Below are 23,237 nucleotides of genomic sequence, written 5' to 3' on the forward strand. Positions count from 1 at the left end.
TGCGTCAATCATCCGGTTTCATTTCTGGACGAATATTCTCAAAAATGGAGGGTTGAATGCGTGCACATCAGATAATGACCCGCAAGGTGATCACAGTGTCAGCCGACACGTCCATTCTGGATGCTGCAAACCTTATGTTGCAACAGCACATCAGCGGCCTTCCCGTTGTTGACAAGAGGAGCGGGCTGATTGGAGTGGTCTCGGAGGGAGATTTTGTGCGACGCAGTGAGATCGGGACGCAGCGTCCGCGCATCAGATGGCTCGAATTTCTGATGGGGGTTTCGGGAAAAGTGGCCCAGGACTTTGTGCGAGAGCATGGTCGTAAGGTCAGCGAGATTATGACACAAGACGACCTCTGCACCGCAACCGAAGATATGCCGCTTGCGGAGCTTGTGCGTTTGATGGAGCGCCGTAGTGTCAAGCGTCTGCCCGTGGTGCGTGGACGCACGGTAATTGGGATTGTGACCCGCACCGACCTTCTTCGTGCCGTCGCAAGCCTCGCAAAGGATGTTCCGGACCCGACGGCAGATGATGATCATATTCGTGACCGTGTGATCGCCTCCATCGATAAGAATGACTGGCGACCGGCGCAATTGAGCGTCACGGTTCATGATGGAATTGTACATCTTACAGGCGTCATTACGGACGCGCGTTTCCGGCAAGCTGCGATCGTGGCGGCTGAAAACGTCCCAGGTGTCAAGGTGGTTCACGACCACCTCTACCTAGGTTCAGCATTCATCGATAATGTCTAGAAGATGACTGTTGCGACGATGCAGTTTGCGGAGAAGGTGTGGGCGCATCGGTCGTATCGTGTTGCGATGCGCCGCCAGTCTTTGAGCTGCCATGGCAGACAATATGGAGTTTCAAGTTCAGCTCGCCTTTGGTTCGCCCGATACGACGGGGAACATCGCCACCTTTCCAGGCTGTCACGTAGAAATGCGCTTTGAGCACCATCGGTACGTCGGCGCCACGTCCTGGAACATCCACCTCCGTAACACCCCTTAGGAGGCTCCCCTTAGGATATCGACCGAAATATTCTGGCGCGGACATCTCCGGTAAACCAAGCCATCCCGCATCGAGGAGATGGCGACATGCATACCGAGACGATCACCGGCCTCACTGCTAAGGTTCTCGACATCCCGCACGTCCTGGCGGCCGACCAATTCGGCGAGATCGTCCGCGGCTCGGGAGTGGTTCCAAGCGAATTTTCCTACAGAAAGGATGAAGAAATCTACGGCGAAGGCGAGCCTTCCGAATACCTCTACCAGACTATCGGCGGCGCAGTCCGTACCTATAAACTGCTGAGCGACGGACGACGGCAGATCGGCGCATTCCACCTGCCGGGCGATGTTTTTGGCCTCGACCCCGGCTTGGAGCACCGGCTCACCGCCGAAGCAATCGTCGATACCACTGTCCGCCTGGTGCCTCGTCGCAGCCTTGAGAAGGCCGCAGCATCGAACGCCCAAGTTGCCCGCAATCTCTGGACGTTGACGGCAAGCGACCTCCGCCATGCCGAAGATCATATGCTGCTTCTTGGCCGCAAGACCGCGATTGAGCGCGTTGCCACTTTCCTCCTGGAAATGGATCGCCGGCTCGCCAAGACCGGCATGATGGCGCTTCCGATGTGTCGTCGCGACATTGGCGACTACCTCGGTTTGACTCTTGAGACTGTCTCGCGGGCGCTTTCGCAACTCAACGATCAGGGCATCCTGATGTTTTCGAGCGCTCGCCAAATCGCGCTGCGCAACCGACAGAGGCTGACCGCCATGGAGGCTTGAGGTTACCGGCCCACGGTTCACCCGGCGCATCATGATGAATGAGGAGCTTCCAATGAAAAACTATCGCGTCTCGTTCTACAAGGATCTGCTGAATTCAAACGGCCATAATTTCAGGTGCCTTCAGCGTCAGATCGATGTTGTGTCAGATGATCCCTCTCAGGCGCTGATCTTGGCAAAACAGGAAATCGGCAGCGAGCGCCTGAACATCGACTCCGTCAAGGTGGTGCACCTAGCGAATGGCTATTCGCCTCGCACCAGCAGGCAAATGTTTGTCGCCAGTAGGACTTGCGACGATGCGGCTTAAGCAATCGTGAGGGTTCGCACCCATCGAAGCGACGTAAGCGATCGATCAAGCCAGGTTCGTAGCCGTGGAGATCCGTCATCGTCGATCGTCCCTGGGTTGTCGGCAGCGGCTTGCTGCTGTTGGCACGGACCAACGATGACGGTCGTTCGCATTACGCGCGGTGTTGTTGACGACAGTCGGATCAGTCTTTGAACAGCGACGAGCGCAACCAATCGCGGGACACGCCCCGCTCGACCAACTCATTATCCTCCGTTGAAATCTCACGTTCGACGCCAACCTGCTCTTTCTCGACCTGCGCATGCCGGTTGAGAAGCTTTCTGTCGACTTGGATTATGCGTGCAACTCGTCACTTCAATGAAGCGTCCGGCCTGTCAGTTTCGACGGTGCATCGCATCTGGAGCGCATTCTCTCTGTAACCTCATCGAAGCGAGACCTTCAAACTCTCAACCGATCACAGTTCGTTGAGAAGGTACGCGACATCGTTGGCCTCTACCTTGATCCACCGGAGCGCGCTTTGGTGCTTTGCGTCGATGGTCGCTCGCCATCTCAACACGATATCGAATGATGTTCCACAATAGCATGGCTAACTGATGATTCTCGGCACCCCGAAAGGTCGACCTTGATCAAAGTCAACATGCGACGCTGCGAACCAGATCTTATTAACATCAAGCAACGCATTGGATCGGAGCATTCCATGAAGGCGCTCGTCTACCATGGACCCGGGCATAAGACGCTCGAAGATCGTCCCAAGCCGGAAATACAGTCTGCGGGAGATGCTATCGTCAAGATCGTGAAAACGACCATCTGCGGCACGGACCTCCATATTCTGAAAGGCGACGTGCCGACCTGTACGCCGGGTCGTATTCTCGGACACGAGGGTGTGGGTATCATCGATTCAATTGGCGCCGGTGTCACGACCTTCAAACCAGGCGACCATGTCCTCATTTCCTGCATTTCCTCTTGTGGCAAATGCGAATACTGCCGTCGAGGTCTCTATTCCCACTGCACCACCGGCGGCTGGATCCTCGGCAACGAAATCGATGGGACGCAAGCCGAATATGTTCGGATCCCGCACGCCGATACAAGTCTTTATCACATTCCGACTGACGCCGATGAAGAAGCGCTCGTCATGTTGAGCGATATTTTGCCGACCGGATTCGAATGCGGCGTTCTGAACGGCAAGGTGGTGCCGGGGTCAACCGTCGCGATCGTGGGAGCCGGGCCGATCGGTCTTGCCGCATTGCTGACAGCGAAGTTCTATTCCCCCGCCAAACTCATCATGATCGATCTTGATGACAAGCGTCTCAAAATCGCCAAGATATTCGGCGCTTCGCAGACGATCAATAGCGCGAGCGGAAAGGTTGCCAACGAGGTGAAAGCATTAACCGATGGTAAAGGTGTCGATACGGCGATCGAGGCGGTCGGCATTCCGGCTACCTTTGTGCTTTGCCAGGACATCATCGCCCCCGGAGGCATCATCGCCAACATTGGAGTGCACGGCAGTAAAGTGGATCTGCACCTAGAGAGATTATGGTCGCATAATATTTCAATTACGACCCGACTGGTCGATACGGTCACGACGCCTATGCTTCTCAAGACGGTGCAATCTAACAAGCTCAATCCTGCCCAATTGATTACGCATCGATTCTCCCTCGACCAAATCCTTAGGGCGTATGACACATTCAGCCGCGCTGCGGACACGGGTGCGCTGAAAGTGATCATCGCGGCCTGACTCCTTTGGCAGTGGCTTGTTTCGTGCCAATCATTCCCGATGAACGCAATAGATAATCTTATCTGCTCGGGAAAGGAACGAGGCAAACGGCCTCTTTAAGATGTAGGAATTTTGTGGAACGTATCGTTCGATACGGCTGCATGCAGATCTGCTTCAAAGACCCTGCCGCTACGGGATAAACACTACTCACGCCGGCGAGCGCAGCCAACAAGATCCTAATGCGACATAAAAACAGGAACCGTCATCGCCGCCAGTATTCCGCGTGTGACGCCGCCAAGGATAAATTCGCGCAGACGAGAATGTCCATAGCCACCCATCACAAGTAGACTCGCCGAACAGTCAACAACATGCGACAGAATCAGGCTCGGCACATCGATGTCAGCGGCGGGTGTTCTTCTCACTTCGATGTTGATATCGTGCCGGGCCAGGTGCCTGCCGATGTCAATAACGCCAACACCACTTTCGCTGGCGGTCTTTTCATTCTCGACAATAAACAATTCGACGGCGTTGGCTTTCCTCAATAAAGGTAACGCATCATTGATCGCACGCACTGCGGCGCGGCCTCCATCCCAACAGCACACAACCCGGTCCAGCTTCAACCCCTCGTGCTGGATGTAAGGGACAATAATGAGCGGCCGACCAGAATCAAACAGCGTCGCCTCGATCAAAGTGTCGTTATCGATGCCGTTATCATCGTCCGATTGCATGATGACGCTCAGATCGAAACACCGCGCCATCTCCGAAAAAGTTCTGGACGGTCCAAATTCAGTTTGCAGCAACAGCCGCGGTTCAGCCAGAAGGTCGCCGCGCTTCATGGCGGACTTAAAACGATCAATTGCGCCGCGCGCTGCTGTTTCACTTTCCGCAAGTAGGTTGGCGAGAGCATCTGCGGGCAAAGTCGGAGCAATATAGTTGGGAATGCTTGCTGCAAAAGCAAAGGAGACACCCGTCAGATGGGCGGAAAACATCTCAGCTGTCGAAACAGCAAAATCGCGACCGATATCCCGGGACGGGTTGCTCTCCAAATGCAGGATAATGTCTTTTATCATAGAATCGCTCCCAATCGATATAATGAAGAATGATATACGATGACATGAAGTCACCGGCTCATTCGAGCGTTGGAATCGCAATCGCCTGCCCTTGTCGCGTGTATGTTTTCAAGTTCGAAGTTTACGATTTTGATGATGACGGGCGCTGTAGTTCTCGGTGAGCTGTCTTCTGCGTCGTGGACACGCCAAATCGTCGCCAGACGTTTCGGCTTTTCGCGAAGGAAAACTCTCTGGTATTCGGCGTGTTGAGGTCAAGTGCCGTCGGACAAGGCGGCGCGCCAAAGTGACGTTAGCTTTCTGTCGACCGCACCGTTTGACAATGTTTATTGCCCACGCTTGCAGCCAGGACAATTTCTCTTAGGGAGAAGAGCTTGAAGCGTCCCGCCTCAGGGATCAGGAGCCGAGTACGATCAGCTTTTGACGAGAATCTGAAAGGTCATCATGGCTACAAGACCAAGTACGACCGATGTGGCAACATTTGAGTGCGGCGCGTCCTTGAAGGCGTCTGATAGAAGCTCTCCGACGGCGACCCAAATCATCGCGCCCGCAGCGAAGCCAAGGCCAAAAGGAAGGACGGGCTCAAAAGCGGCAACGAACATAAAGGCAGGAACAGCAAATAGGGGTTGAGGCATGCTGGAGAAGATGCTCCAAGCTGCTGACTTCCACACGCGCACGCCCTGTGGAATAAGCACCAAGCTAATCGCAAGACCTTCCGCTATGTTGTGGATAGCAATTGCTCCCGTGACAAAAGTCGCAAGCTTTTCGTCTCCGCCGAATGACACCCCAACGCCGATTCCCTCGGCCATCGAGTGCAGCGTCATGACTGCAACGATCAATGCAGCTTTGCTGGCGCCAGCTCCTCTGAGTTCACCGACGTGGAGATCGCTGCGAACCTGTAGCAGACAAGAGCTGACGGCAACGAGCAAAGCACCGATCACGAGGCCCGCAACAGTCCAGGATGCATGGATCGCGCTTCCCTCTGCAATTAGTGCATGGCTCGCACCGAGCATAAGGCCTGCGGCAATCCCATTGGATACCCCCAGCCACCGCCGACTCATCTGCTTGATGAACAGAAACGGTAATGCGCCTAGTCCAGTGGCGATTGCCGTCACCAACGCCGCGAGAAATACAATCCCTACCGAAGCTGTCATAGATATTCCATGCAACTGGGACGATCAATAGGTCAATGCTATTCCGTTCGCATTCGCTCTGTGCCGTCGCTCAATACTGCCCCTAGATCGAGCCATTCCTGGCAGAAGGTTCTCGACAATTAGCCCGAACGGACTCGAGCGCCCCGGTTGTCGATGGCTTGTACGTAGATCTGGTTGACGGTCAACCAGTGCGGCACCGAGTAAAAGATCTTCTTCTCGGACCTCGACGGAATAATCGGGATGAACCCTTGTCGTTTTCACTCGGCGTGTTCGAACGGTTCGCTCGGCAGCGGGGCCAGCGTGGTGCATTCGATTTCGTCGAACAGCTACCGGCATGATTTTTCGGTATGGCGCATTCAGCTCCTCGAGCAACCGTCGATCGCTGTATTGAGATCAGTCAGACTGAAAGAACCGCTCAAGAGAAAAGCCGCAAGTTTCTAGGCTCGACGCCTTGACACAAATCAATAAGATGGACCAGCGTTATGGTATCTACTAAATTCAGCTCTTTGCTTAGGAAAAACAATGCGGATTGCTAGCTCATTGTTGTTTTTTGCGTTGTCACTGATCTTCACCTTAGGATCATCACAACGCATAGAAGCCGCCAATGTCGAGCAAGGTCGACGCTTGGCGTTGCTTTATTGCGCAGGATGTCACGCGATTGACAAGGTGAGTCCCAGCCCACTTCGGATTGCACCGCCATTTCGGAACTTGCACCAACGCTATCCCGTCGAGACGCTTGAGGAAGCCTTGGCTGAAGGGATCATAACCGGGCACCCCAGTATGCCACAGTTCCAATTCGAAGCCGACCAGATCAATGATTTCATCGCGTTTCTTAAATCCCTGGAGTAATCTGTAACGCTCATTGCGAGTTAGCATGACGCATGTTTGCGTCTGCCCATAGACCGGGCAAGTTCGAAGACCGTTGAGCACAAATGACATCGAAAACGCGGTTTGCGTAACGGTTGGGGGGCGGTTCGTACGTTGATAGCGCATACTTATCGGCTACGACTCTGGATGGCAGAGTATTGATCGATAGAGTCAACCGCAAAACCTCCGAAGAAGGACTACCGTCTCATGGTCTGGCAGCCGGATCGAAGACTTGATTGCTGAATGGGGACGACGTTGGCACCTTAATCACGATAAATCCGCGACCGATCGATTGGTGACAACCGTTACATGCCGCTGTCATCTCACTGAAAGCGGACGCGAACTTGTTGGGTTCTTTCTTCTGAATAGCCTCGCCAAGCCGTCGAACTGGCTCCGCCATAACTGTCATATCGGAAACCGGGATTCCCGGATAAAGCGTCGCCGCATCCTGAAAACTCTCCTTAATCCGGTCCATCTCATAGGCGGCGAGCTCCCAGTTCCGCAACTTGCCCGCAAATGATAGCTTGAAGTGGCGAAGCTGCATTGTTCCCATGATGTCGCCAAGGTGAGGAATATAGTTCCCATTTGGCAATCCGCCCGTCGATTGCGCAGCAGCGAAAGATGCGAATATCGCGCCGGCGCATGAAACAATAATCAACGTACGAGATGTCATCCCGCCCCTCCATCTGCCAATGATTTTGTCGCCGGCAAAACGCCTATTCGATCGAGAGATCCGTGAAGATGATATCGTCGCTGCTCACGCGCCCAGCGAATCGTACCCGGGCTCGCGAAGCGCGCTGTCATCATAATGAACGCGAGCTCTTCGCCACTATCTGCCTCAGAAGTCGCAATCACGGAATTGCTTTGAGGCAAGCCGGAACCGTGAGCCTACCTGGATAAAATCAACGTCGAGGCATTGGTGTTCTCGTCGGAAATCGCTGAGGCCATCGCACCGAAGATATTCGAGGTGTATCCGCCAACGTCTCTCGGCTGGAGAATAGGTTCCGAAATGATGCTGCGCCTTGGCCGGTCCCTTGCAGATTGTCGCTATATAGTTACGGATCTGGGGCGGCAGTTGATCTATGTGGCGGGGATTATAGGGATGATCCGTAAAAGGGGAACTGACCGCCAGCAGCTTGCTCGCAAGGAGAAGAGAACACGACAACAAGAGGGTACGGACAATCATTCGATCTCCTCCTAACAGAACCTTTCGCCAATCGTGCGCGTACCACCATTATTGATCCAGGAACGTTTGAACCACGCTCTACAACGTCTTAACGGTCCACGCGATCATGTCCTTGGCGATTCGTTCGAATGCATTGTTGAATGCCGTGCTGGCCGCCGCCGGTTCGATTTTGTCCAGCTTCTGCGTGTCCTGGAATAATCGCGCCGCGACTACCTTGCCATTCTTGTTCAGGATACGCGCCGACAATCCGATATCTGCGACTGGTTCTGGATCGACAGTGATCTGAAAGCGCCGGACGTCGATCAGAAGTTGATAATCTGTCTGCACTCCATCCATTGAGCGCAGGGGCGCATGGGCGATGTCGTAATTTTCGAAGCTTTCGAGCAGTTTTGACTGCAGCAGCTTCGGAATGCTGTCTGCCCACATCGCTTCGGCGAAATCCGGATACTCTTTGTCCGACGAAAACAGAAAACGCTGCGTATCGAGCTTAATCACTGCAGTCGGCTCCGGAATGAAGAGCCCGTTCTTGAGAGTCCGGTCGGGCGGGCTGGGAAAGCCGCTCGCCGCACGGAGGTCGTAAGTGATTTTCCGCGCCGGTGAAGCGCTTCCTGCTGTCATGCGTTCAAGGCCGGCCACGATGCCGTCGAGCTTGCCGGTATTGCGGGCCAGGCCTTCGGAAAACACCTGCAGGTTGGCGATCGTGGTTTTCAACGGCTCCGAATTTTCCGCCAGCACGGCATCGACATGCCGCAACGCATCGCGTGCAGCCTGGGTCATGCTCTGACCCGCGCCGGCTTCGGCGATCAATGTCGGGACCGGACCCGAGGCGCCGAGTAGCTGACCACCTTCCAGCGCAATGACTGGAACGCCGGTCAGACCCTGGAATTCGAGGCCGACTTTGGTGTCGGGTCGCACCGGCGTCGTCGATGTCACGGCAATCGCCGCGTCAACGCGGCGCGGATTGTCCGGCGCGAGGCTGAGCTCCGTCACTTCGCCGACGCGAATGCCATTGAAGAGAACGGCCGCACCAACCAGCAGGCCGGGCACAGAGCCCTCGAATTGCACGTGGTAGGTTGTTCGCGGGCCCAGACCCCCGGTGTTGTGCAGCCAATAGACGAAGCCGAAAACCGCGGCGAGGGCCGCCAGCACGAAAGCGCCGATGACGACAAATGGGGCACGGGTTTCCATCTCTCAACTCGCTTTCGGTTGCAGCATCAACGAGCGCTTGCCATGGAAATAGGCTCTCACCCACGGATGGTCGGATTGGAGCAACTCACGCATCGGCCCGATGGCGACAATTTTGCCGTCCGCCAGCGCCGCGACGCGGTCGCAGACCGTATTCAGGCTGGCGAGATCATGGGTCACCATGAACACCGTCAGGCCCAGGGTTTTCTGCAATGTCTTGATCAGGGTATCGAAGTCGCCTGCCGCGATGGGATCGAGGCCGGAGGTCGGCTCATCGAGAAAAACGATCGCCGGGTCGAGCGCCAGCGCCCGCGCCAGCGCCACGCGCTTAGTCATACCGCCCGACAGCTCGGCGGGAAACTTATCGCCGTCCTCCGGAGTCAGGCCGACCATTTCCAGCTTGGCGGTGGCGATCTCGTCCATCAACGCGCTGGACAACACAAGATTCTCGCGCAACGGAAACTGGATATTCTGCCGCACGGTCAGCGAGGAGAACAGCGCTCCCTGCTGGAACAGGATGCCCCATTTACCAGCGACCCTCTGCGTTCCGAGGTCATGGGTCGAGCCGATCCTGGCGCCCATGACCTTGATCTCACCACTCCGTCGCGGGATCAGGCCGATGATGGTGCGCATCAGCACCGACTTGCCTCCGCCCGAGGCACCGACGAGGCCGAGGATCTCGCCACGGCGTACATCGAGCGAGAGATGATCGATGACGACGCGGCGCCCGAAACCAACGACGAGATCGTTGACCCGAATTGCGAACTCTGCAACCGATGTATCCATCGCTACATTCCGATCGACGCGAAGAACACCGCGAACAACCCATCCAGAACGATCACCAGGAAGATCGACTTCACCACCGAGGTCGTCGTCTGCTTGCCGAGCGATTCGGCACTGCCCTTGACGCGCAGACCCTCGCTGCAAGCCACGATGCCGATCACCAAGGCCATGAAGGGCGCTTTGATCATGCCGACCTCGAAATGCGTCACGGACACAGCGTCGTGCAGCCGCGCGATGAATATCGCCGGACCCATGCCGCCGTAAAACCATGCGACCAGACCGCCACCGTAAAGCGCAGCCATCGATCCGATGAACGTCAGGATCGGCAGCGCAGAAACCAGTGCCAGGACGCGCGGCAGGATCAAAACGACGACGGGATCGAGACCCATAGTGGAGAGTGCGTCGATCTCCTCGCGCATCTTCATGGAGCCAAGCTCGGCGGTATAAGCGCTGCCGGATCGGCCGGCGACCATGATCGCAACGATCAGCACGCCAAGCTCGCGCAGCACGAGAATTCCAACCATATCGACGACGTAGGAATCGGCGCCGAACTTGCGAAAATGAAAAAAGCCCTGCTGAGCGATGATCGCGCCGATCAGAAGCGTGATGAGCAGGATGATGGGAATTGCCTGCCAGCCGACCCGATACAATTGATAGATCAGCGACGTGAGCCGAAGCGACCGCGGCCTGCGAATGATACCGAGCACTGCAACGCAAAGCGAACCGAGCATTTGCAAGAACACGACCACGTCTTCGCGGGAGCCCCAGGCAGCGCGACCAATCTTCTCCACCGTGGCGATCACGGGATTGCGCGCTTTGGGTGGCGGAGGATTGTGCCGGTTGACATACCTGACCTCCTCGATCAGGCCAACGTAGTTTTCAGAAACCCCGACGACTTCGACCGGACGATCGGCTATTCGCCGCGACAACTTCTCGAGCAGCCAGGCTCCCAACGTATCGAGCTCGCTCAGGCCGCTCATATCCAATCTGAGGGATTTCGCCCGCTCAAGCTGCGGCGTGACGGCGTCTGTGAGCGATTCCAGCGTGGTCACATTCGCCGCAATCCAGGAGCCATCCGGGCGCAGTTCGAGCGCATCACCTCTTGATGAAACCGCCAATTGAGGTGCTGTCGCCAAATACAAATCTCCAGCTCTTTACGCCATCCATATATTGCACCGGGAAATGGACATTGACCCAAGTCAACGGCACGCAGCGCCACCCGTATAGATTTTCATTCGATTCAGAAAGGCAGAGCTGAGAGCTGGCTCATCATTCGAGTCCCTCAGGCACGAGGACTATGATCATGCATCTCAAACCGATCCTGAATACGTCTCTACCGCAGCAATTCCGGCAAATCCGCCTCGAACTGGCGCGCGAACCGGCTCACCCAGAAGGAGACAGTGATTTCGGTTACATCATTATAGCCCCGCTCGCCCCCGATGGCCGCATCGACCATGAGTCATGGAAGAAGCATCGCGAGGCATGTCGCGTGACACGTCTACGGCCGGACGAGAATAGCGATATCGGCCATCTTATTCATCGTCCCGGCGGCACCTGGGCGTTCCATTACGACGACGCGACCAACCTGCCCGACGAAGCCGGCTATCACTTTGCGGACGAGCGTTTTGTGGCTGGTGAATACGTTTCAATCAAGGAAGGAGACACCATGCATACCTATCGCGTCAGGTCGGTTGCCCGTCTTTGACACAATGAACGATCGGTGGATGCGCGTGGGCTAAAGCATAAGCCTGACATGGTAAACGTCATGCTCGACGGGATCGTTGGCGATCTCGAAGCCGAGATCCCGGCACATCGCCAGCATCACGGTGTTCTCCGCTAGAACATCTCCAGCAATGTACTTTAACCCCTCAGATCTGGCATACTCCATGATCAATTTCATCAGCATCCAACCCAGTCCCCTGCCTTTTAGGTCCGAGCGAATTAGTATTGCATACTCGCCGGTCTCATAAATCGAATCCGAGTGAATTCGGACGACGCCCACCATCTCGTTGGTTGCCTCGTCGAAAGCCACCAAAGCCATTGCACGCGCGTAATCGAGTTGCGTCAACCGCGCAATGAATTCATGGTTTAATGGATTCACAGCAGCAAAGAACCGGAATCTCAGATCCTGCTTGGTGATGTGGCGCAGAAAGTCATAAATCAAAGGTTCGTCATCAGGCCGGATCGGCCGGACCATAATCCGCCAATTATCCTTCAACACAAGATGTCGCAGCCATTGCGACGGATAAGGCCGAACAGCAAAGTTGGCGTTGCCGGGGCCGACAAACTTTCGTACCGGAGACCCCACCGCGACGCGAGCATCGACCGTAAGAACCCCGGTCTCATCGGCGAGCAGCGGATTGAGATCCAGTTCTCTGATCTCGGGAATATCTGCCGCGAGTTGCGCCAGTTTCACCAACGTCAAAGGTATCTCGTCCTGTTTGACAGCAGGCACGTCGCGATAGGCGCGCAACAGCCGGGAAACGCGGGTGCGTTCGACAAGATCGCGGGCGAGCTTGAGATCGAGCGGCGGCAGAGCAAGCGCCTTGTCGTTGATCACCTCCACGGCGGTTCCGCCGTGGCCAAAGACGATAACGGAGCCGAAAGTCGGATCGCTGGCGATTCCCAGGATGAGTTCACGAGCCTTCGGCCGCAGGACCATCGGCTGCACCATGAAACCGTCAATCCTTGCATCCGGCAGCTTCGCCTTTGCATTCGCAAGAATGCTGAGCGCCGCGGCTCGAACCGAATCCGCGTTGGCAAGATTGAGCACCACGCCTCCGACATCAGATTTGTGCGAGATGTCGCGCGAAAGCACCTTGAGAACGACGGTCGCGCCGCGCGCGAGCAGGGCTTGCGCATGAGCAGCGGCCTCATCAGCACTGGCAGCCGCCTGCGTCGGAACGCTGGTAATCCCGTAGGCATCCAAGACGCCCACGACCTCAATCGGATCAAGCCACCGCCTGCCCTGCGCGACCGCCGACTCGACAATTCGCCGCGCCGCCGGGATATCCGGCACGAATTCATGTGTCAGGCTCGGCGGCACCGCCGCAAGCGATTCAACCACCTCGCGGTGATGAACGAGATGCATGAATCCACGCACAGCATCGTCTTCCGTTGCATAGTCGGGAATGCCTGCATCGATAAACGTTTTCGAGATCTTTTCGTCGGCGCCGACCCATACCGCCAGCACGGGTTTGGCGGAAACAGTGTGCTTGCGCCGATGGGCGTCAACGACGCGCGTCACTGCCGTGGCGATGGCATCCGAATCGGCAATCGCCGTTTGCACATTCATGACGAGGATGGCATCGCTATCGCCATCCGCCAGCAGAATCTCGAGCGCGGCGACATAACGCGCCGGATCTGCGTCACCAATGATATCGACCGGATTGGAGCCCGACCATGTCGCCGGCAAAACGACGTCGAGCTGTTGTTTGACGACAGGATTGAGTGCCGCCAGAATACCTCCCAATTCGACAAGCCGGTCCACGGCGAGGATGCCAACCCCGCCCCCGTTGGTGAGAATGGCCAACCGCTTTCCAAACGCGAATTTGACTCGACTCAAAGTCTCCGCACAATCGAACAACTCCCGGAGATCGAAAACCCGTAGTATGCCTGCGCGGCGAAACGCAGCATCATAAACGTCATCCGAACCAGCCAGCGCACCGGTGTGGGTTGCCGCCGCCTTGGATCCTTGCGCCATCCGTCCTGATTTGACGACGACGACCGGTTTGACCCGCGCCGCCGCCCGCGCCGCCGACATGAATTTACGGGCATCCTTGACCGCCTCGATGTACATCAGGATCGCCTTGGTCTCGGTATCGAGCGCAAAAAAATCCAACAGATCAGCGATGTCGACATCGAGCTGGTCACCGATCGATACGATTCCAGAAAATCCGACGTTACGACGCGCCGCCCAATCCACCATTCCGGTTGCGATTGCACCGGATTGGGAGATCAAGGCCAGATGACCTGCGCACGGCATATGAGCCGCGAAGCTCGCGTTCAGATTTATCGTTGGCATCAAGATGCCGAGGCAATTAGGACCGATCAGCCTCATATGATACGCGCGCGCCGCACGCTCGGCGGCTTCTGCCAATGAGCCCGCTCCGTGACCGAGGCCAGAGCTGATGATAATCGCACCAGCGGCGCCGATCCTTCCTGCTTCGGCGACGATCTCAGGAACCGTTGCCGCCGGCGTGGTGACAATGACCAGTTCTGGGACAAACGGCAGCTCAGCTAAACGCTTGACCGTCGATATGCCTTCAATTTCCCGATAATGTGAATTGACGACGCCGAACGGATTTTCAAAACGGGCTGCGCAAACGTTCCTTATAATCGCCCGCCCGACCGAGCCGCTGCGCGTGCTTGCACCGATCAACGCCACCGAATTCGGACCCAGCAGACTATTCAATCGATAGGTCGACATGGAGCCTTCATACCGGAAGATGTCCGGATATGGAAAAATGTCTGCGCTGCAATCTCGAGGGTTTCATGCGGCGCTTGATAAGATATCATCGAAATCCCAGGTCGAGTTGACTATTCTGGGATGCACACACCGGAAGTCTAGCGCGTATGAGCGCTGATGCGAAACTTTCAGACAGACGTTACAAGGCACGCGGCTCGCCACGCGTGCAGTCTCGCAAAGCTCGCATGACATCCTCGCGCGAAATGATGCCGACCAAATGCTGTCCCGTACCCATAACGGGAATGCTGCGAAGTCGATGCTCGACCATCAACTGCAACACACGCACCAACTTCGTCGTTGCGCTCACATAGATAAATTCGTGAATCATCACATCGGAAACGGTTCGCTTCATAAGCTCGTCATAGCGCGGAACCATTGAGCTCAGCGTAAGAGCAAAGCATTTGAGGAAGTCGAACTTTGTCACCAAGCCTACGGCTTCCCCCTCGTCGTCGACGACCGGATAGGCATTGAAATCATCACTAGCGAACCGATCATTGAGTTCGTTCATCGTGACGTCGCACGATACAGTCTTGACTTTTCGTGTCATGTAATGGTCGACGGTCTGTTCGAGAAATTGATACAAGATATCACCCAATTTCGTTGCGTCTGGCTATAGCGACCTCGGACGCGCGCAGGTCCATGCTACGCGCGTCCGGCCCTTCAAATCAGGCTGCCGTTTTGACTTCGATTGTTTTGGCCTGCGCGGGTGTCGGCTTCGGTACCGTGACCTTCAGGACACCCTTTGACATCACTGCCTGGATGCTGTCGATGTTCACGCCCGGCGGCAGGTCGACAGTTCGCACAAAAGAACCGTAGCTTCGCTCGACAAGATGGTAGTCCTTTTCTTTTTCCTCTCGTTGGTTCTTTTTCTCGCCGCGAATCGTCAAATGGTTGCCAACGACATTCAGCTGCACGTCTTTCTCTTCCATGCCGGGCAGTTCCGCGGTTAATTCAATCTCCTTATCCGTCTCGGCAAGATCCATGCTAGGTATCAGCGTCCGTGACGACAGACCGGTAAAGCTCCTGCTGAAGCCATCGAACAGCCGGTCCATCTCTCGCTGCAACACCGTCAACGGATTTGCTTCGGAGCGTGTCAGGGAACTATCCCTTCCTACAGGGATTGGCGCCTTCATCATGATCGATCCTCCAAAACAACGATCTCTGAGCGGCGTGATCTGACCACGCGCCAGCGGGACTGTTTTGATCAAGGTCAAACAGGGGTGGCTATTGCACCAATAAATATCCGCGTTACGTTCCAAGCTGATCGGGCGTACGGGCCGGTTAAAAGGAGGCATTCCATGCGCGCGATGGTGCTCTCGGCTCCAGCCACACCGCTCCGGATGCAGGAGCGCGACGATCCAATTCCTGGCGACGGAGAGATCCGCATCAGAATCAGTGCATGCGGGGTTTGCCGCACCGACCTCCATATCGTGGATTCGGAACTCCCCGATATCCGCTATCCGGTCATCCCTGGCCATGAAATCGTTGGCCGCATCGACCTGATGGGTACCGGCGTAACCGGCTATCAGATTGGTGACCGCGTCGGGGTTCCCTGGCTTGGGTCCACCTGCGGCCTGTGCCGCTATTGCCGCCTCGGCATGGAAAATTTGTGCGACCGCCCATCTTTCACCGGCTACACTCGCGATGGCGGCTTCGCAACCCACACCATCGCCGACGCGCGCTATACTTTCGGGATCGGCAGAACCGGCGACGACGTATCAATCGCGCCCCTATTATGCGCCGGCCTGATAGGCTGGCGGTCGCTGGTCATGGCGGGCAACGCCGAACGGCTCGGCATCTACGGATTTGGTGCGGCGGGTCATATCGTCGCTCAAATCGCCCTCTGGCAGGGACGCTCAGTGTTTGCCTTCACTCGCACCGGCGATATCGCGGCCCAAGACTTCGCCAGGCAACTTGGCGCCGTCTGGGCCGGTGCATCCGACCGGCGTCCGCCAGAGGAACTGGATGCCGCCATCATTTATGCCCCGGTTGGTGAATTGGTTCCGCTCGCCCTGCGCGCCGTCCGCAGAGGTGGCCGGGTTGTGTGTGCGGGAATTCATATGAGCGATATTCCCTCGTTTCCATACAGTCTCCTTTGGGGGGAGAGACAGTTGCTGTCCGTTGCCAATCTGACGAGGCAGGACGGCAGTGATTTCTTCAAGATCGCTCCTCAAGCCGGAATTCACATCCGCACGACCACCTTTCCCCTCGACAAGGCCAACGACGCGATTGCCATGCTGAGAGCGGGAGAGCTGCTGGGAGCCGCCGTTCTTCAACCTTGACCCAATCCAGATATGACAAGCCCGGCTACACAGGACACAGCCATTCAACGAGAAGTTTTCGCCTTCCTGGCCGCCTCCGCGACACATGGCGGTGCCGACGTTCGCCGCATTGACACCCATGCCGCTGTGGTCTTTCTCGCAGGCGACCGGGCACTGAAAGTCAAACGTGCAATCCGGCTTCCAGTTCTCGACTATTCAACACTGGCAAAACGGAAAGCGTCCTGCGATGAAGAGATCAGGATCAACCGCCAATCCGCGCCACAAATTTACCGCCGCGTTGTTGCAATCACCCAAGGCCATGACGGTTCGCTCAGCATCGACGGTGACGGGCAGCCGGTCGAATATGCCGTCGAGATGAAGCGCTTCGATGAGCGGCTGACGCTAGATCATCTCGCGCAAGCCGGCGCATTGGATCTTGCTCTGATTGTGGATCTTGCCGACGCCATCGCAACATCGCATCGAACAGCATCCGTTGTCACAGCCGACAGATGGATCTGTTCCCTTCCTTCAATTATCGCCGACAATACTTCCGCATTCCACGCTTCAGGCTGCTTGCCTGCGAACACCATCGATAAGCTTGATGCGAGAAGCCGGACCGAGCTCTCGCGAGTCCGAGCGTGTTTGAGAGAGCGCGGCCGGCTCGGGCTCGTTCGACGCTGCCACGGCGACCTCCATCTCGCCAACATCGTGCTGATCGGGCACAAGCCAGTTCTGTTCGACGCGATCGAGTTTGATCCCGTGATCGCCTCAATCGACATTCTTTACGATCTGTCATTCACCGTGATGGATATTCTGCGCTACGGACGCCGTCTCGAGGCCAATATCCTTTTCAACAGATACCTGACGACAACATTAGAAGACAACCTCGACGGGATCGCGGCACTCCCGCTATTCATGTCGATACGCGCCGCCATCCGCGCCAATGTTCTATTGGCGCGCCTCGGCGGACCCAGCGCCGACAGACCCAATACCGATGAAGCGACCATACGACTGTCCGCTCGATCTTATTTCGATCTGGCTCACCAGTTGATTCTTCCCTCGCCGCCAACACTTGTCGCGATCGGCGGCCTGTCCGGCACCGGGAAAACCGTATTAGCTCGCGCCCTCGCCGACGCCATTGAACCTCCACCGGGAGCCGTGATTTTGCGTTCAGACATCACACGCAAAGAACATTTTCGGGTCCATGAGACCCAACGGCTGCCTACAACATCGTATCAGCCCCAGGTTACCGCGACCATTTATCGAATCCTGACTGAACGAGCAGCAAAAATTCTCTCGCAAGGCCACTCAGTCATTGTCGATGCGGTCTTTGCCAAATCCACCGAACGAAACGCGGTTGCCGCGATCGCTCGCAATCTCAACCTGCCATTTTTCGGATTCTTTCTCGTGAGCGATCTAACAACCAGGATGAAACGAGTCAGACAGCGCGTGGGCGACGCATCCGATGCCACGCTCGATCTCGTCAAACAACAGGAGGACTACAACATTGGCCTGCTTGATTGGCACGTGATCGACGCCTCCGGAACACCCGAGCACACCCTGCAACGCTGCAAGGAGACGCTTGGCATGGCTGAACCCCACCTTTTACCAACATCACTGGAGCCACCGTGACGGAAGTTCGACAATCTTACGTCGGCTCCGCGAACTTACTTGATGCCGTCACGATGAGGGCTGTCATCTCACATTGACCGTAACAGCTAGAATATCCGATGTGGATCAGCGTGATAGCAGCACGCAACGCGTCGATTCAAACATAAGATGTTGCGTCACGCCACCGAGTATCCACTCGCTCAATCGCGAATGGCCATAGGCTCCCGCAACAACCAAGTCTGCTCCGATACTGGATGCAATTCTATCCAATGCAACCCCGGCATGGGCATTCTCTTCTGGAACAAGTGCGTTTGCTGCAATGTTGTGACGCGACAGCCATGCGACAACATCATCGGTGCGGTTCAATGCGGCCTCGCGGCTGCCATCTTCGGCGATCTCGGCGATCGTGACGTCTTTGGCTTTGCGAAGCAATGGAAGCGAATCAACGATCGCCCGTCGTGCCTCAGCGGTATCTTTCCAAGCGACCAGCACACTTCGCAAATCGAACGAACCAGCCTCGTCCGGAACAACGAGCAATGGCCTGCCCGCCTGCATAACCAGATCACTCGGATTGACCACGGAAAATGGGTCTGTAAGTACCCCGCCTCCACTTTGCCTGATCACGATAATATCGGCGGCACGCGCTTCCCGCGCAACAAACCGAAGGGGGATCTCCATGTCGGAACGCCATTCGACGTCTTTCGTGCTCCTATTCATGGCTGTTCGGAATTCGGACTCTAGTTCTGACAACCTCGTTTTGATTGCGTTCCGACCTCGCTCAATCATTTTGTCGGCTTGCTCACCCGAGGTGAAATAAAGCGGCGGACTGAACTCCGCGGCCGCAACTCCAGCAACCCGCGCATCAAATCGCTCGACCATTTCGCCGGCAATAGCGAGACAACGCTCGTTCGACTGCTCGAACGCAAGGCAAACCATGATCGTTACGTAAGTCATTCGTCACTCCCGATGCGGCTAAATCAACAATCTCAAATGGTGTCACGCGCTAATATGCATGGTCTAAGATCCTGAAGCGAAAATGATCCAGATCAAAGAACTTACAAATGATTCTGACGTGCTGCGAACAATGATGGCGCCCGTTTGACCTAGGTCAATCCGTCTCAACGCATTGGCGATAGCATTTAATACGCTCATCCAAACACGAGGAGCTTCAGCATGCGCGCTCATCAGATCATGACCAGGCGGATCATCACGGTCCACCCTGACACCACCATTGTTGATGCCGCCAACTCCATGCTCAGACAACACGTCAGCGGCCTTCCTGTGGTTGACGCAGAAGGAAAGCTGGTCGGCATCATTTCGGAAGGCGATTTCATTCGCCGCGCCGAAATCGGCACGCAACGAAGGAGGGCACGATGGCTGAAATTCCTGCTCGGTGCGGGCAGGGATGCATCGGACTTCGTTCGCGAGCAAGGCCGCAAGGTCGGTGAAATCATGACACCGGATCCATGCACCGTTTCAGAGGATACGTTGCTGGAAGACATCGTGACAACGATGGAAAAGAACAGCGTTAAGCGCTTACCGGTGATGCGAGGCGACCAGATTGTCGGAATCATCACACGATCCAATCTACTGCAGGCTGTCGCAGGGCTTGCCCGCGAGGTTCCCGATCCGACCGCGGATGATGACCATATTCGCGACCGCATCATTACGTCCATCGAGAAGAACGACTGGTGTCCATTTGGACTTAGCGTCATTGTACACGGCGGAATCGTTCATCTCAGCGGAATCATTACCGACGAACGTGCTCGGCAAGCTGCCGTGGTCGCGGCAGAGAATGTCGCCGGCGTGAAGGAAGTGGACGATCATCTTTGTTGGGTGGATACCATGTCTGGGCTCTGCTTGATTTCTCCGGAAGATAAACAATTAGCGGCCACGGGTTGATTGCTTCCTAAAAATTACAAAAGGGTAGCTACACTATCGCTCTCGGTTGTGAATCGGACTGATTATTCGCTCACGACCGCTGCCGGACCGCGCTCCGATGCAATCAAGAGGACGAACTGAATGAAATCGGCTCTTGCATCAATCTCAATGTATAGGGCCGCAACTCGACTTGTGCTAACGTAAGGTGGCGAGACAAAGCGAACCGCTGCGCACCATCTCACGATATATGCTTCGACATCCTGACCGAGATCCTTCTCGAAATGTAAATGGATCGAGTGTGGTGAAAGAGCTGCGCGATCCTGTGGACCCGCACTAGGTCATTCTGGACGGCAAGGTCGACAATTGGGTGAACGACGTGCCGCCGAAAACGCCGCCTGGTCTGCAAGCCGATCAAGAACAACCTATTTTTTCGGCAGAGAGAGGCTGCAGTCTCTTTTGCTTCCTCCTCCTCCAGCAATCTTAAAATGATCTTTCGCTTTTCTTCATCCGTCGTCTCCGCAAGCAGCTTGCGGGAGGGAAGAATATTTTCCTCGTGAACATTGCGTTGTTACGCGGAAGCGGGAGCCAAACCAGCGGTTTTACAGACCCCCTACCGGCTACAACAATAACGGATCGATTTTATAATGTTCTTGAGCCGGATAAAGTCTTATCCTTCGGCTTTGGCAGCCTAACGCGCCATAGGTAGCGGTCATGATCCCGGATAGCCTCATTAGCTAGCGATGGTAATACGGGGATACAGTAGATTTTTTTAATGACCTTTCCTTGCCGCGCCGGGAAGTGAAACCGTGTCGAGTAACGATCAGTTGTCGTCGAACAGCCTGTTCCGTGAGGAGTTGCAACGCGGAATCGACAAATCCGGAGTTGGCATCTGGGATCTCGATCTCACGACCCGGAAACTGTTCTGGTCCAGCCCAACGCGCAGGCTTTTTGGCGTCTCGGAAAATGCCCCGGTCAGTTACGATCTTTTCCTCTCCTTGCTCCAGCCGGAGGATCGCGCGCGCACGGAATCGGCTATTCAGCGCTCGATCAAGACCGGGTGCAGATTCGACCTTCAGTACCGGATTCGTGGGACATCAGAAAGAGAGCGCTGGGTTCGAGTACGAGGTGGCCTCGTCACCAACGAAGGCGGAGTGGCACAGCGCCTGAGTGGCGTGATACTCGATATCGACGATCAGAAGCTGATTGAAGAAGCTCTGATTGCGCGCGAAAATCACCTACGTTCGATTCTCGATACCATTCCCGATGCGATGATTGTTATTGATGATCACGGCATCATGCAGCACTTCAGCACTGCAGCCGAACGTCTGTTCGGCTATTCAGAACACGAAGTCATTGGCCAGAATGTCAGCATTTTGATGCCTGAACCGGATAGCAGCCGACACGACCGCTATTTGGCCCGCTATCAATCCACCGGCGAACGGCACATCATAGGCATCGGACGGATTGTCACTGGAAAACGCCGAGATGGGGCCACCTTTCCGATGCACCTGTCCGTCGGCGAGATGCACTCAGGTGGAAAACGGCATTTTACTGGATTTGTCCGCGATCTTACAGAGCATCAGCAAACCCAGGCAAAACTTCAGGAATTGCAATCCGAACTGGTTCACATGTCTCGCTTGAGTGCGATGGGGGAGATGGCATCGACTCTCGCGCACGAGTTGAACCAGCCGTTGACCGCGATCAGCAACTACATGAATGGAGCTCGCCGCCTGTTGACCGCCAATGCAGATCTCAACATCACGAAAATCGAACGGGCGCTCGATTGCGCTGCAGATCAGGCCATTCGCGCCGGTCAGATCATTCGACGGTTACGCGATTTCGTCTCCCGGCGGGAGTCAGAGAAACGCGTCGAAAGCCTGGCGAAGTTGATGGAAGAAGCCGGAGCTCTCGGTCTCGCAGGTGCACGTGAACAGAACGTCATGCTACGGCTTGAACTGGACACAGAATGCGATCGCGTCCTGGTCGATCGCGTGCAGATTCAGCAGGTCCTGGTCAATCTCTTTCGAAACGCCCTGGAGGCAATGGAGGAATCACCAAAACGGGAACTTACCGCCTCCAGCAAGAAGGCATCGGACGAGATGGTCGAACTGTCCATATCGGATACTGGGCATGGCTTCAGCGAGGCCACCGCTGAAAGCCTGTTCCAGACTTTCTTCACGACCAAGGAAACCGGTATGGGCGTGGGTCTCTCTATCAGCCGGTCGATCGTGGAAGCCCACGGTGGCCGGATATGGGTCGAAACGAACGATTCCGGTGGCGCTACCTTCCGACTGACTTTGCCTATAGCTGCAACCGGGGATTTGCCAGATGTCGCATAAGGGAAATGTCTATGTCATCGATGACGATCCAACGATGCGGGACTCGCTCGATTTCCTGCTTGGCGCGGCAAATTTCAACGTCACGCTGTTCGATGCAGCCGCCGACTTTCTCGATGCTCATTCCGGTCTTCGTTTTGGTTGCGTCGTGTCTGACGTTCGCATGCCTGACATCAATGGAATGGATCTACTTCGACGTCTCAAGGCCACTGCTTCGCCCCTGCCCGTCATCATCATGACCGGGCACGGAGATATCTCCCTCGCCGTCGAAGCGATGAAATTAGGAGCGTTCGATTTTGTCGAAAAGCCGTTTGAAGATGAACGGCTGATTGGAATGATCGAGGCCGCCCTCCAACAGAGCCCGAATCGTACGAAAAGTGACGATGTCTCGGCGGAGATCGCATCGAGAATAGCGACTCTCAGTCAGCGCGAACGTCAGGTCATGGACGGCCTCGTCGCAGGACTATCCAACAAGCTGATAGCCCGTGAACACAATATTAGTCCCCGGACGATCGAAGTTTACCGGGCAAATGTCATGACCAAGATGCAGGCCCATAACTTGTCCGAGTTAATCCGGCTTGCCCTGCGCGCCGGCATCTTAAACGATTGAGGTAAGTCAAGTCGCCCCCTCCTTACAACCGTATT

21 protein-coding genes and 2 pseudogenes are annotated in these 23,237 nt (G+C 55.8%); 12 read left to right on the forward strand and 11 right to left on the reverse strand.

Translation table 11 applies throughout. The features are described from left to right. Positions 1-56 precede the first annotated feature (56 nt). Positions 57-752, forward strand: a complete 696-nt coding sequence (locus B2M20_RS14645) for a CBS domain-containing protein (RefSeq protein WP_079447779.1) — start codon at positions 57-59, stop codon at positions 750-752. Here the strand turns inward: B2M20_RS14645 and B2M20_RS19175 are convergent. Beyond that, positions 749-841, reverse strand: a pseudogene (locus tag B2M20_RS19175) (IS5/IS1182 family transposase); the annotation flags it as partial. The gene B2M20_RS14645 and the pseudogene B2M20_RS19175 sit on opposite strands and share 4 nt — an antisense overlap. A gap of 250 nt (positions 842-1,091) precedes the next feature. Here B2M20_RS19175 and B2M20_RS14650 point away from each other — a divergent pair. The 4 genes and pseudogenes from B2M20_RS14650 (at position 1,092) to B2M20_RS14660 (ending at position 3,814) form a co-directional block, all read left to right on the forward strand. Then, on the forward strand, positions 1,092-1,778 hold the full coding sequence (locus B2M20_RS14650) for a helix-turn-helix domain-containing protein (protein ID WP_079447780.1): 687 nt from the start codon (positions 1,092-1,094) through the stop codon (positions 1,776-1,778). Positions 1,779-1,830: 52 nt separating this feature from the next. After that, a complete protein-coding gene (locus B2M20_RS14655) occupies positions 1,831-2,082 on the forward strand; it encodes a hypothetical protein (RefSeq protein ID WP_139372921.1) in 252 nt (83 codons plus the stop codon). A 380-nt stretch (positions 2,083-2,462) separates the two neighbouring features. Then, a pseudogene (locus B2M20_RS20335) lies at positions 2,463-2,632 on the forward strand (IS630 family transposase); the annotation flags it as partial. Between the two features lie 144 nt (positions 2,633-2,776). Further along, entirely contained in the window at positions 2,777-3,814 is a 1,038-nt protein-coding gene (locus B2M20_RS14660) for a zinc-dependent alcohol dehydrogenase family protein (RefSeq protein WP_079447837.1), read from the forward strand. A gap of 215 nt (positions 3,815-4,029) precedes the next feature. Here the strand turns inward: B2M20_RS14660 and B2M20_RS14665 are convergent, their stop codons facing one another. Then, positions 4,030-4,863, reverse strand: a complete 834-nt coding sequence (locus B2M20_RS14665) for a universal stress protein (protein WP_079447782.1) — start codon at positions 4,861-4,863, stop codon at positions 4,030-4,032. A 410-nt stretch (positions 4,864-5,273) separates the two neighbouring features. Continuing rightward, entirely contained in the window at positions 5,274-6,014 is a 741-nt protein-coding gene (locus B2M20_RS14670) for a ZIP family metal transporter (RefSeq protein ID WP_079447783.1), read from the reverse strand. A 522-nt stretch (positions 6,015-6,536) separates the two neighbouring features. Here B2M20_RS14670 and B2M20_RS14675 point away from each other — a divergent pair. Beyond that, entirely contained in the window at positions 6,537-6,863 is a 327-nt protein-coding gene (locus B2M20_RS14675) for a c-type cytochrome (RefSeq protein WP_079447784.1), read from the forward strand. A 223-nt stretch (positions 6,864-7,086) separates the two neighbouring features. Here B2M20_RS14675 and B2M20_RS14680 read toward each other — a convergent pair whose 3' ends face one another. The 4 genes from B2M20_RS14680 to B2M20_RS14700 all read right to left on the reverse strand — a co-directional run bounded on the left by B2M20_RS14680 (position 7,087) and on the right by B2M20_RS14700 (position 11,171). Next, positions 7,087-7,554: a hypothetical protein gene (locus tag B2M20_RS14680; protein WP_079447785.1), complete on the reverse strand. Its 468-nt coding sequence runs from the start codon at positions 7,552-7,554 to the stop codon at positions 7,087-7,089. A gap of 591 nt (positions 7,555-8,145) precedes the next feature. Then, positions 8,146-9,255, reverse strand: a complete 1,110-nt coding sequence (locus B2M20_RS14690) for an ABC-type transport auxiliary lipoprotein family protein (protein ID WP_079447787.1) — start codon at positions 9,253-9,255, stop codon at positions 8,146-8,148. 3 nt (positions 9,256-9,258) lie between these two features. After that, positions 9,259-10,038, reverse strand: coding sequence for an ABC transporter ATP-binding protein (locus B2M20_RS14695; RefSeq protein ID WP_079447788.1), 780 nt, complete (start codon positions 10,036-10,038; stop codon positions 9,259-9,261). A 2-nt stretch (positions 10,039-10,040) separates the two neighbouring features. Next, positions 10,041-11,171, reverse strand: a complete 1,131-nt coding sequence (locus B2M20_RS14700; protein WP_079447789.1) for an ABC transporter permease — start codon at positions 11,169-11,171, stop codon at positions 10,041-10,043. 161 nt (positions 11,172-11,332) lie between these two features. On the opposite strand from B2M20_RS14700, the gene B2M20_RS14705 reads away from it, so the two are divergent. Further along, positions 11,333-11,740 (forward strand): hypothetical protein, encoded by a 408-nt coding sequence (locus B2M20_RS14705; protein ID WP_087881199.1) that lies wholly within the window; start codon positions 11,333-11,335, stop codon positions 11,738-11,740. Between the two features lie 30 nt (positions 11,741-11,770). Here B2M20_RS14705 and B2M20_RS14710 read toward each other — a convergent pair whose 3' ends face one another. From B2M20_RS14710 to B2M20_RS14720, 3 genes are all read right to left on the reverse strand, one after another. Beyond that, positions 11,771-14,464 (reverse strand): bifunctional acetate--CoA ligase family protein/GNAT family N-acetyltransferase, encoded by a 2,694-nt coding sequence (locus tag B2M20_RS14710; RefSeq protein ID WP_079447790.1) that lies wholly within the window; start codon positions 14,462-14,464, stop codon positions 11,771-11,773. Positions 14,465-14,642: 178 nt separating this feature from the next. Continuing rightward, complete coding sequence (locus tag B2M20_RS14715; protein ID WP_079447791.1) at positions 14,643-15,086, reverse strand: CBS domain-containing protein; 444 nt, start codon at positions 15,084-15,086, stop codon at positions 14,643-14,645. Positions 15,087-15,168: 82 nt separating this feature from the next. After that, entirely contained in the window at positions 15,169-15,639 is a 471-nt protein-coding gene (locus tag B2M20_RS14720) for an Hsp20/alpha crystallin family protein (RefSeq protein WP_173816027.1), read from the reverse strand. Positions 15,640-15,801: 162 nt separating this feature from the next. Between B2M20_RS14720 and B2M20_RS14725 the strand changes: the two genes are divergently transcribed. Together B2M20_RS14725 and B2M20_RS14730 are read left to right on the forward strand one after the other, a co-directional pair. After that, on the forward strand, positions 15,802-16,785 hold the full coding sequence (locus B2M20_RS14725; protein WP_079447792.1) for a zinc-dependent alcohol dehydrogenase family protein: 984 nt from the start codon (positions 15,802-15,804) through the stop codon (positions 16,783-16,785). Positions 16,786-16,797: 12 nt separating this feature from the next. Beyond that, entirely contained in the window at positions 16,798-18,396 is a 1,599-nt protein-coding gene (locus B2M20_RS14730) for a bifunctional aminoglycoside phosphotransferase/ATP-binding protein (RefSeq protein ID WP_079447793.1), read from the forward strand. Positions 18,397-18,501: 105 nt separating this feature from the next. On the opposite strand, the gene B2M20_RS14735 is transcribed toward B2M20_RS14730, so the two are convergent. Next, positions 18,502-19,329 (reverse strand): universal stress protein, encoded by an 828-nt coding sequence (locus B2M20_RS14735; protein ID WP_079447794.1) that lies wholly within the window; start codon positions 19,327-19,329, stop codon positions 18,502-18,504. A 219-nt stretch (positions 19,330-19,548) separates the two neighbouring features. Between B2M20_RS14735 and B2M20_RS14740 the strand changes: the two genes are divergently transcribed. From B2M20_RS14740 to fixJ, 3 genes are all read left to right on the forward strand, one after another. Further along, a complete protein-coding gene (locus B2M20_RS14740) occupies positions 19,549-20,277 on the forward strand; it encodes a CBS domain-containing protein (protein WP_079447795.1) in 729 nt (242 codons plus the stop codon). A gap of 785 nt (positions 20,278-21,062) precedes the next feature. Beyond that, a complete protein-coding gene (gene fixL, locus B2M20_RS14750; RefSeq protein ID WP_079447797.1) occupies positions 21,063-22,595 on the forward strand; it encodes a sensor protein FixL in 1,533 nt (510 codons plus the stop codon). After that, positions 22,585-23,202 (forward strand): response regulator FixJ, encoded by a 618-nt coding sequence (fixJ, locus tag B2M20_RS14755; protein ID WP_079447798.1) that lies wholly within the window; start codon positions 22,585-22,587, stop codon positions 23,200-23,202. Before fixL ends, fixJ begins: the two co-directional genes overlap by 11 nt. Positions 23,203-23,237: the final 35 nt, after the last annotated feature.

It is taken from the genome of Nitrobacter vulgaris, assembly GCF_002028545.1.
In the GTDB taxonomy this organism is placed as follows: Bacteria; Pseudomonadota; Alphaproteobacteria; order Rhizobiales; family Xanthobacteraceae; genus Nitrobacter; species Nitrobacter vulgaris.

Excerpts from the sequence above, each read along its gene's own strand:
- B2M20_RS14650 (WP_079447780.1), top strand. The coding sequence starts at position 1,092 with ATGCATACCGAGACGATCACCGGCCTCACTGCTAAGGTTCTCGACATC.
- B2M20_RS14690 (WP_079447787.1), bottom strand. The coding sequence starts at position 9,255 with ATGGAAACCCGTGCCCCATTTGTCGTCATCGGCGCTTTCGTGCTGGCG.
- B2M20_RS14680 (WP_079447785.1), bottom strand. The coding sequence starts at position 7,554 with ATGACATCTCGTACGTTGATTATTGTTTCATGCGCCGGCGCGATATTC.
- B2M20_RS14740 (WP_079447795.1), top strand. The coding sequence starts at position 19,549 with ATGCGCGCTCATCAGATCATGACCAGGCGGATCATCACGGTCCACCCT.
- B2M20_RS14670 (WP_079447783.1), bottom strand. The coding sequence starts at position 6,014 with ATGACAGCTTCGGTAGGGATTGTATTTCTCGCGGCGTTGGTGACGGCA.
- B2M20_RS14655 (WP_139372921.1), top strand. The coding sequence starts at position 1,831 with ATGAAAAACTATCGCGTCTCGTTCTACAAGGATCTGCTGAATTCAAAC.
- B2M20_RS14665 (WP_079447782.1), bottom strand. The coding sequence starts at position 4,863 with ATGATAAAAGACATTATCCTGCATTTGGAGAGCAACCCGTCCCGGGAT.
- B2M20_RS14720 (WP_173816027.1), bottom strand. The coding sequence starts at position 15,639 with ATGATGAAGGCGCCAATCCCTGTAGGAAGGGATAGTTCCCTGACACGC.
- B2M20_RS14735 (WP_079447794.1), bottom strand. The coding sequence starts at position 19,329 with ATGACTTACGTAACGATCATGGTTTGCCTTGCGTTCGAGCAGTCGAAC.
- B2M20_RS14675 (WP_079447784.1), top strand. The coding sequence starts at position 6,537 with ATGCGGATTGCTAGCTCATTGTTGTTTTTTGCGTTGTCACTGATCTTC.
- B2M20_RS14645 (WP_079447779.1), top strand. The coding sequence starts at position 57 with ATGCGTGCACATCAGATAATGACCCGCAAGGTGATCACAGTGTCAGCC.
- B2M20_RS14705 (WP_087881199.1), top strand. The coding sequence starts at position 11,333 with ATGATCATGCATCTCAAACCGATCCTGAATACGTCTCTACCGCAGCAA.
- B2M20_RS14730 (WP_079447793.1), top strand. The coding sequence starts at position 16,798 with ATGACAAGCCCGGCTACACAGGACACAGCCATTCAACGAGAAGTTTTC.
- B2M20_RS14710 (WP_079447790.1), bottom strand. The coding sequence starts at position 14,464 with ATGTCGACCTATCGATTGAATAGTCTGCTGGGTCCGAATTCGGTGGCG.
- B2M20_RS14725 (WP_079447792.1), top strand. The coding sequence starts at position 15,802 with ATGCGCGCGATGGTGCTCTCGGCTCCAGCCACACCGCTCCGGATGCAG.
- fixJ (WP_079447798.1), top strand. The coding sequence starts at position 22,585 with ATGTCGCATAAGGGAAATGTCTATGTCATCGATGACGATCCAACGATG.
- B2M20_RS14660 (WP_079447837.1), top strand. The coding sequence starts at position 2,777 with ATGAAGGCGCTCGTCTACCATGGACCCGGGCATAAGACGCTCGAAGAT.
- B2M20_RS14695 (WP_079447788.1), bottom strand. The coding sequence starts at position 10,038 with ATGGATACATCGGTTGCAGAGTTCGCAATTCGGGTCAACGATCTCGTC.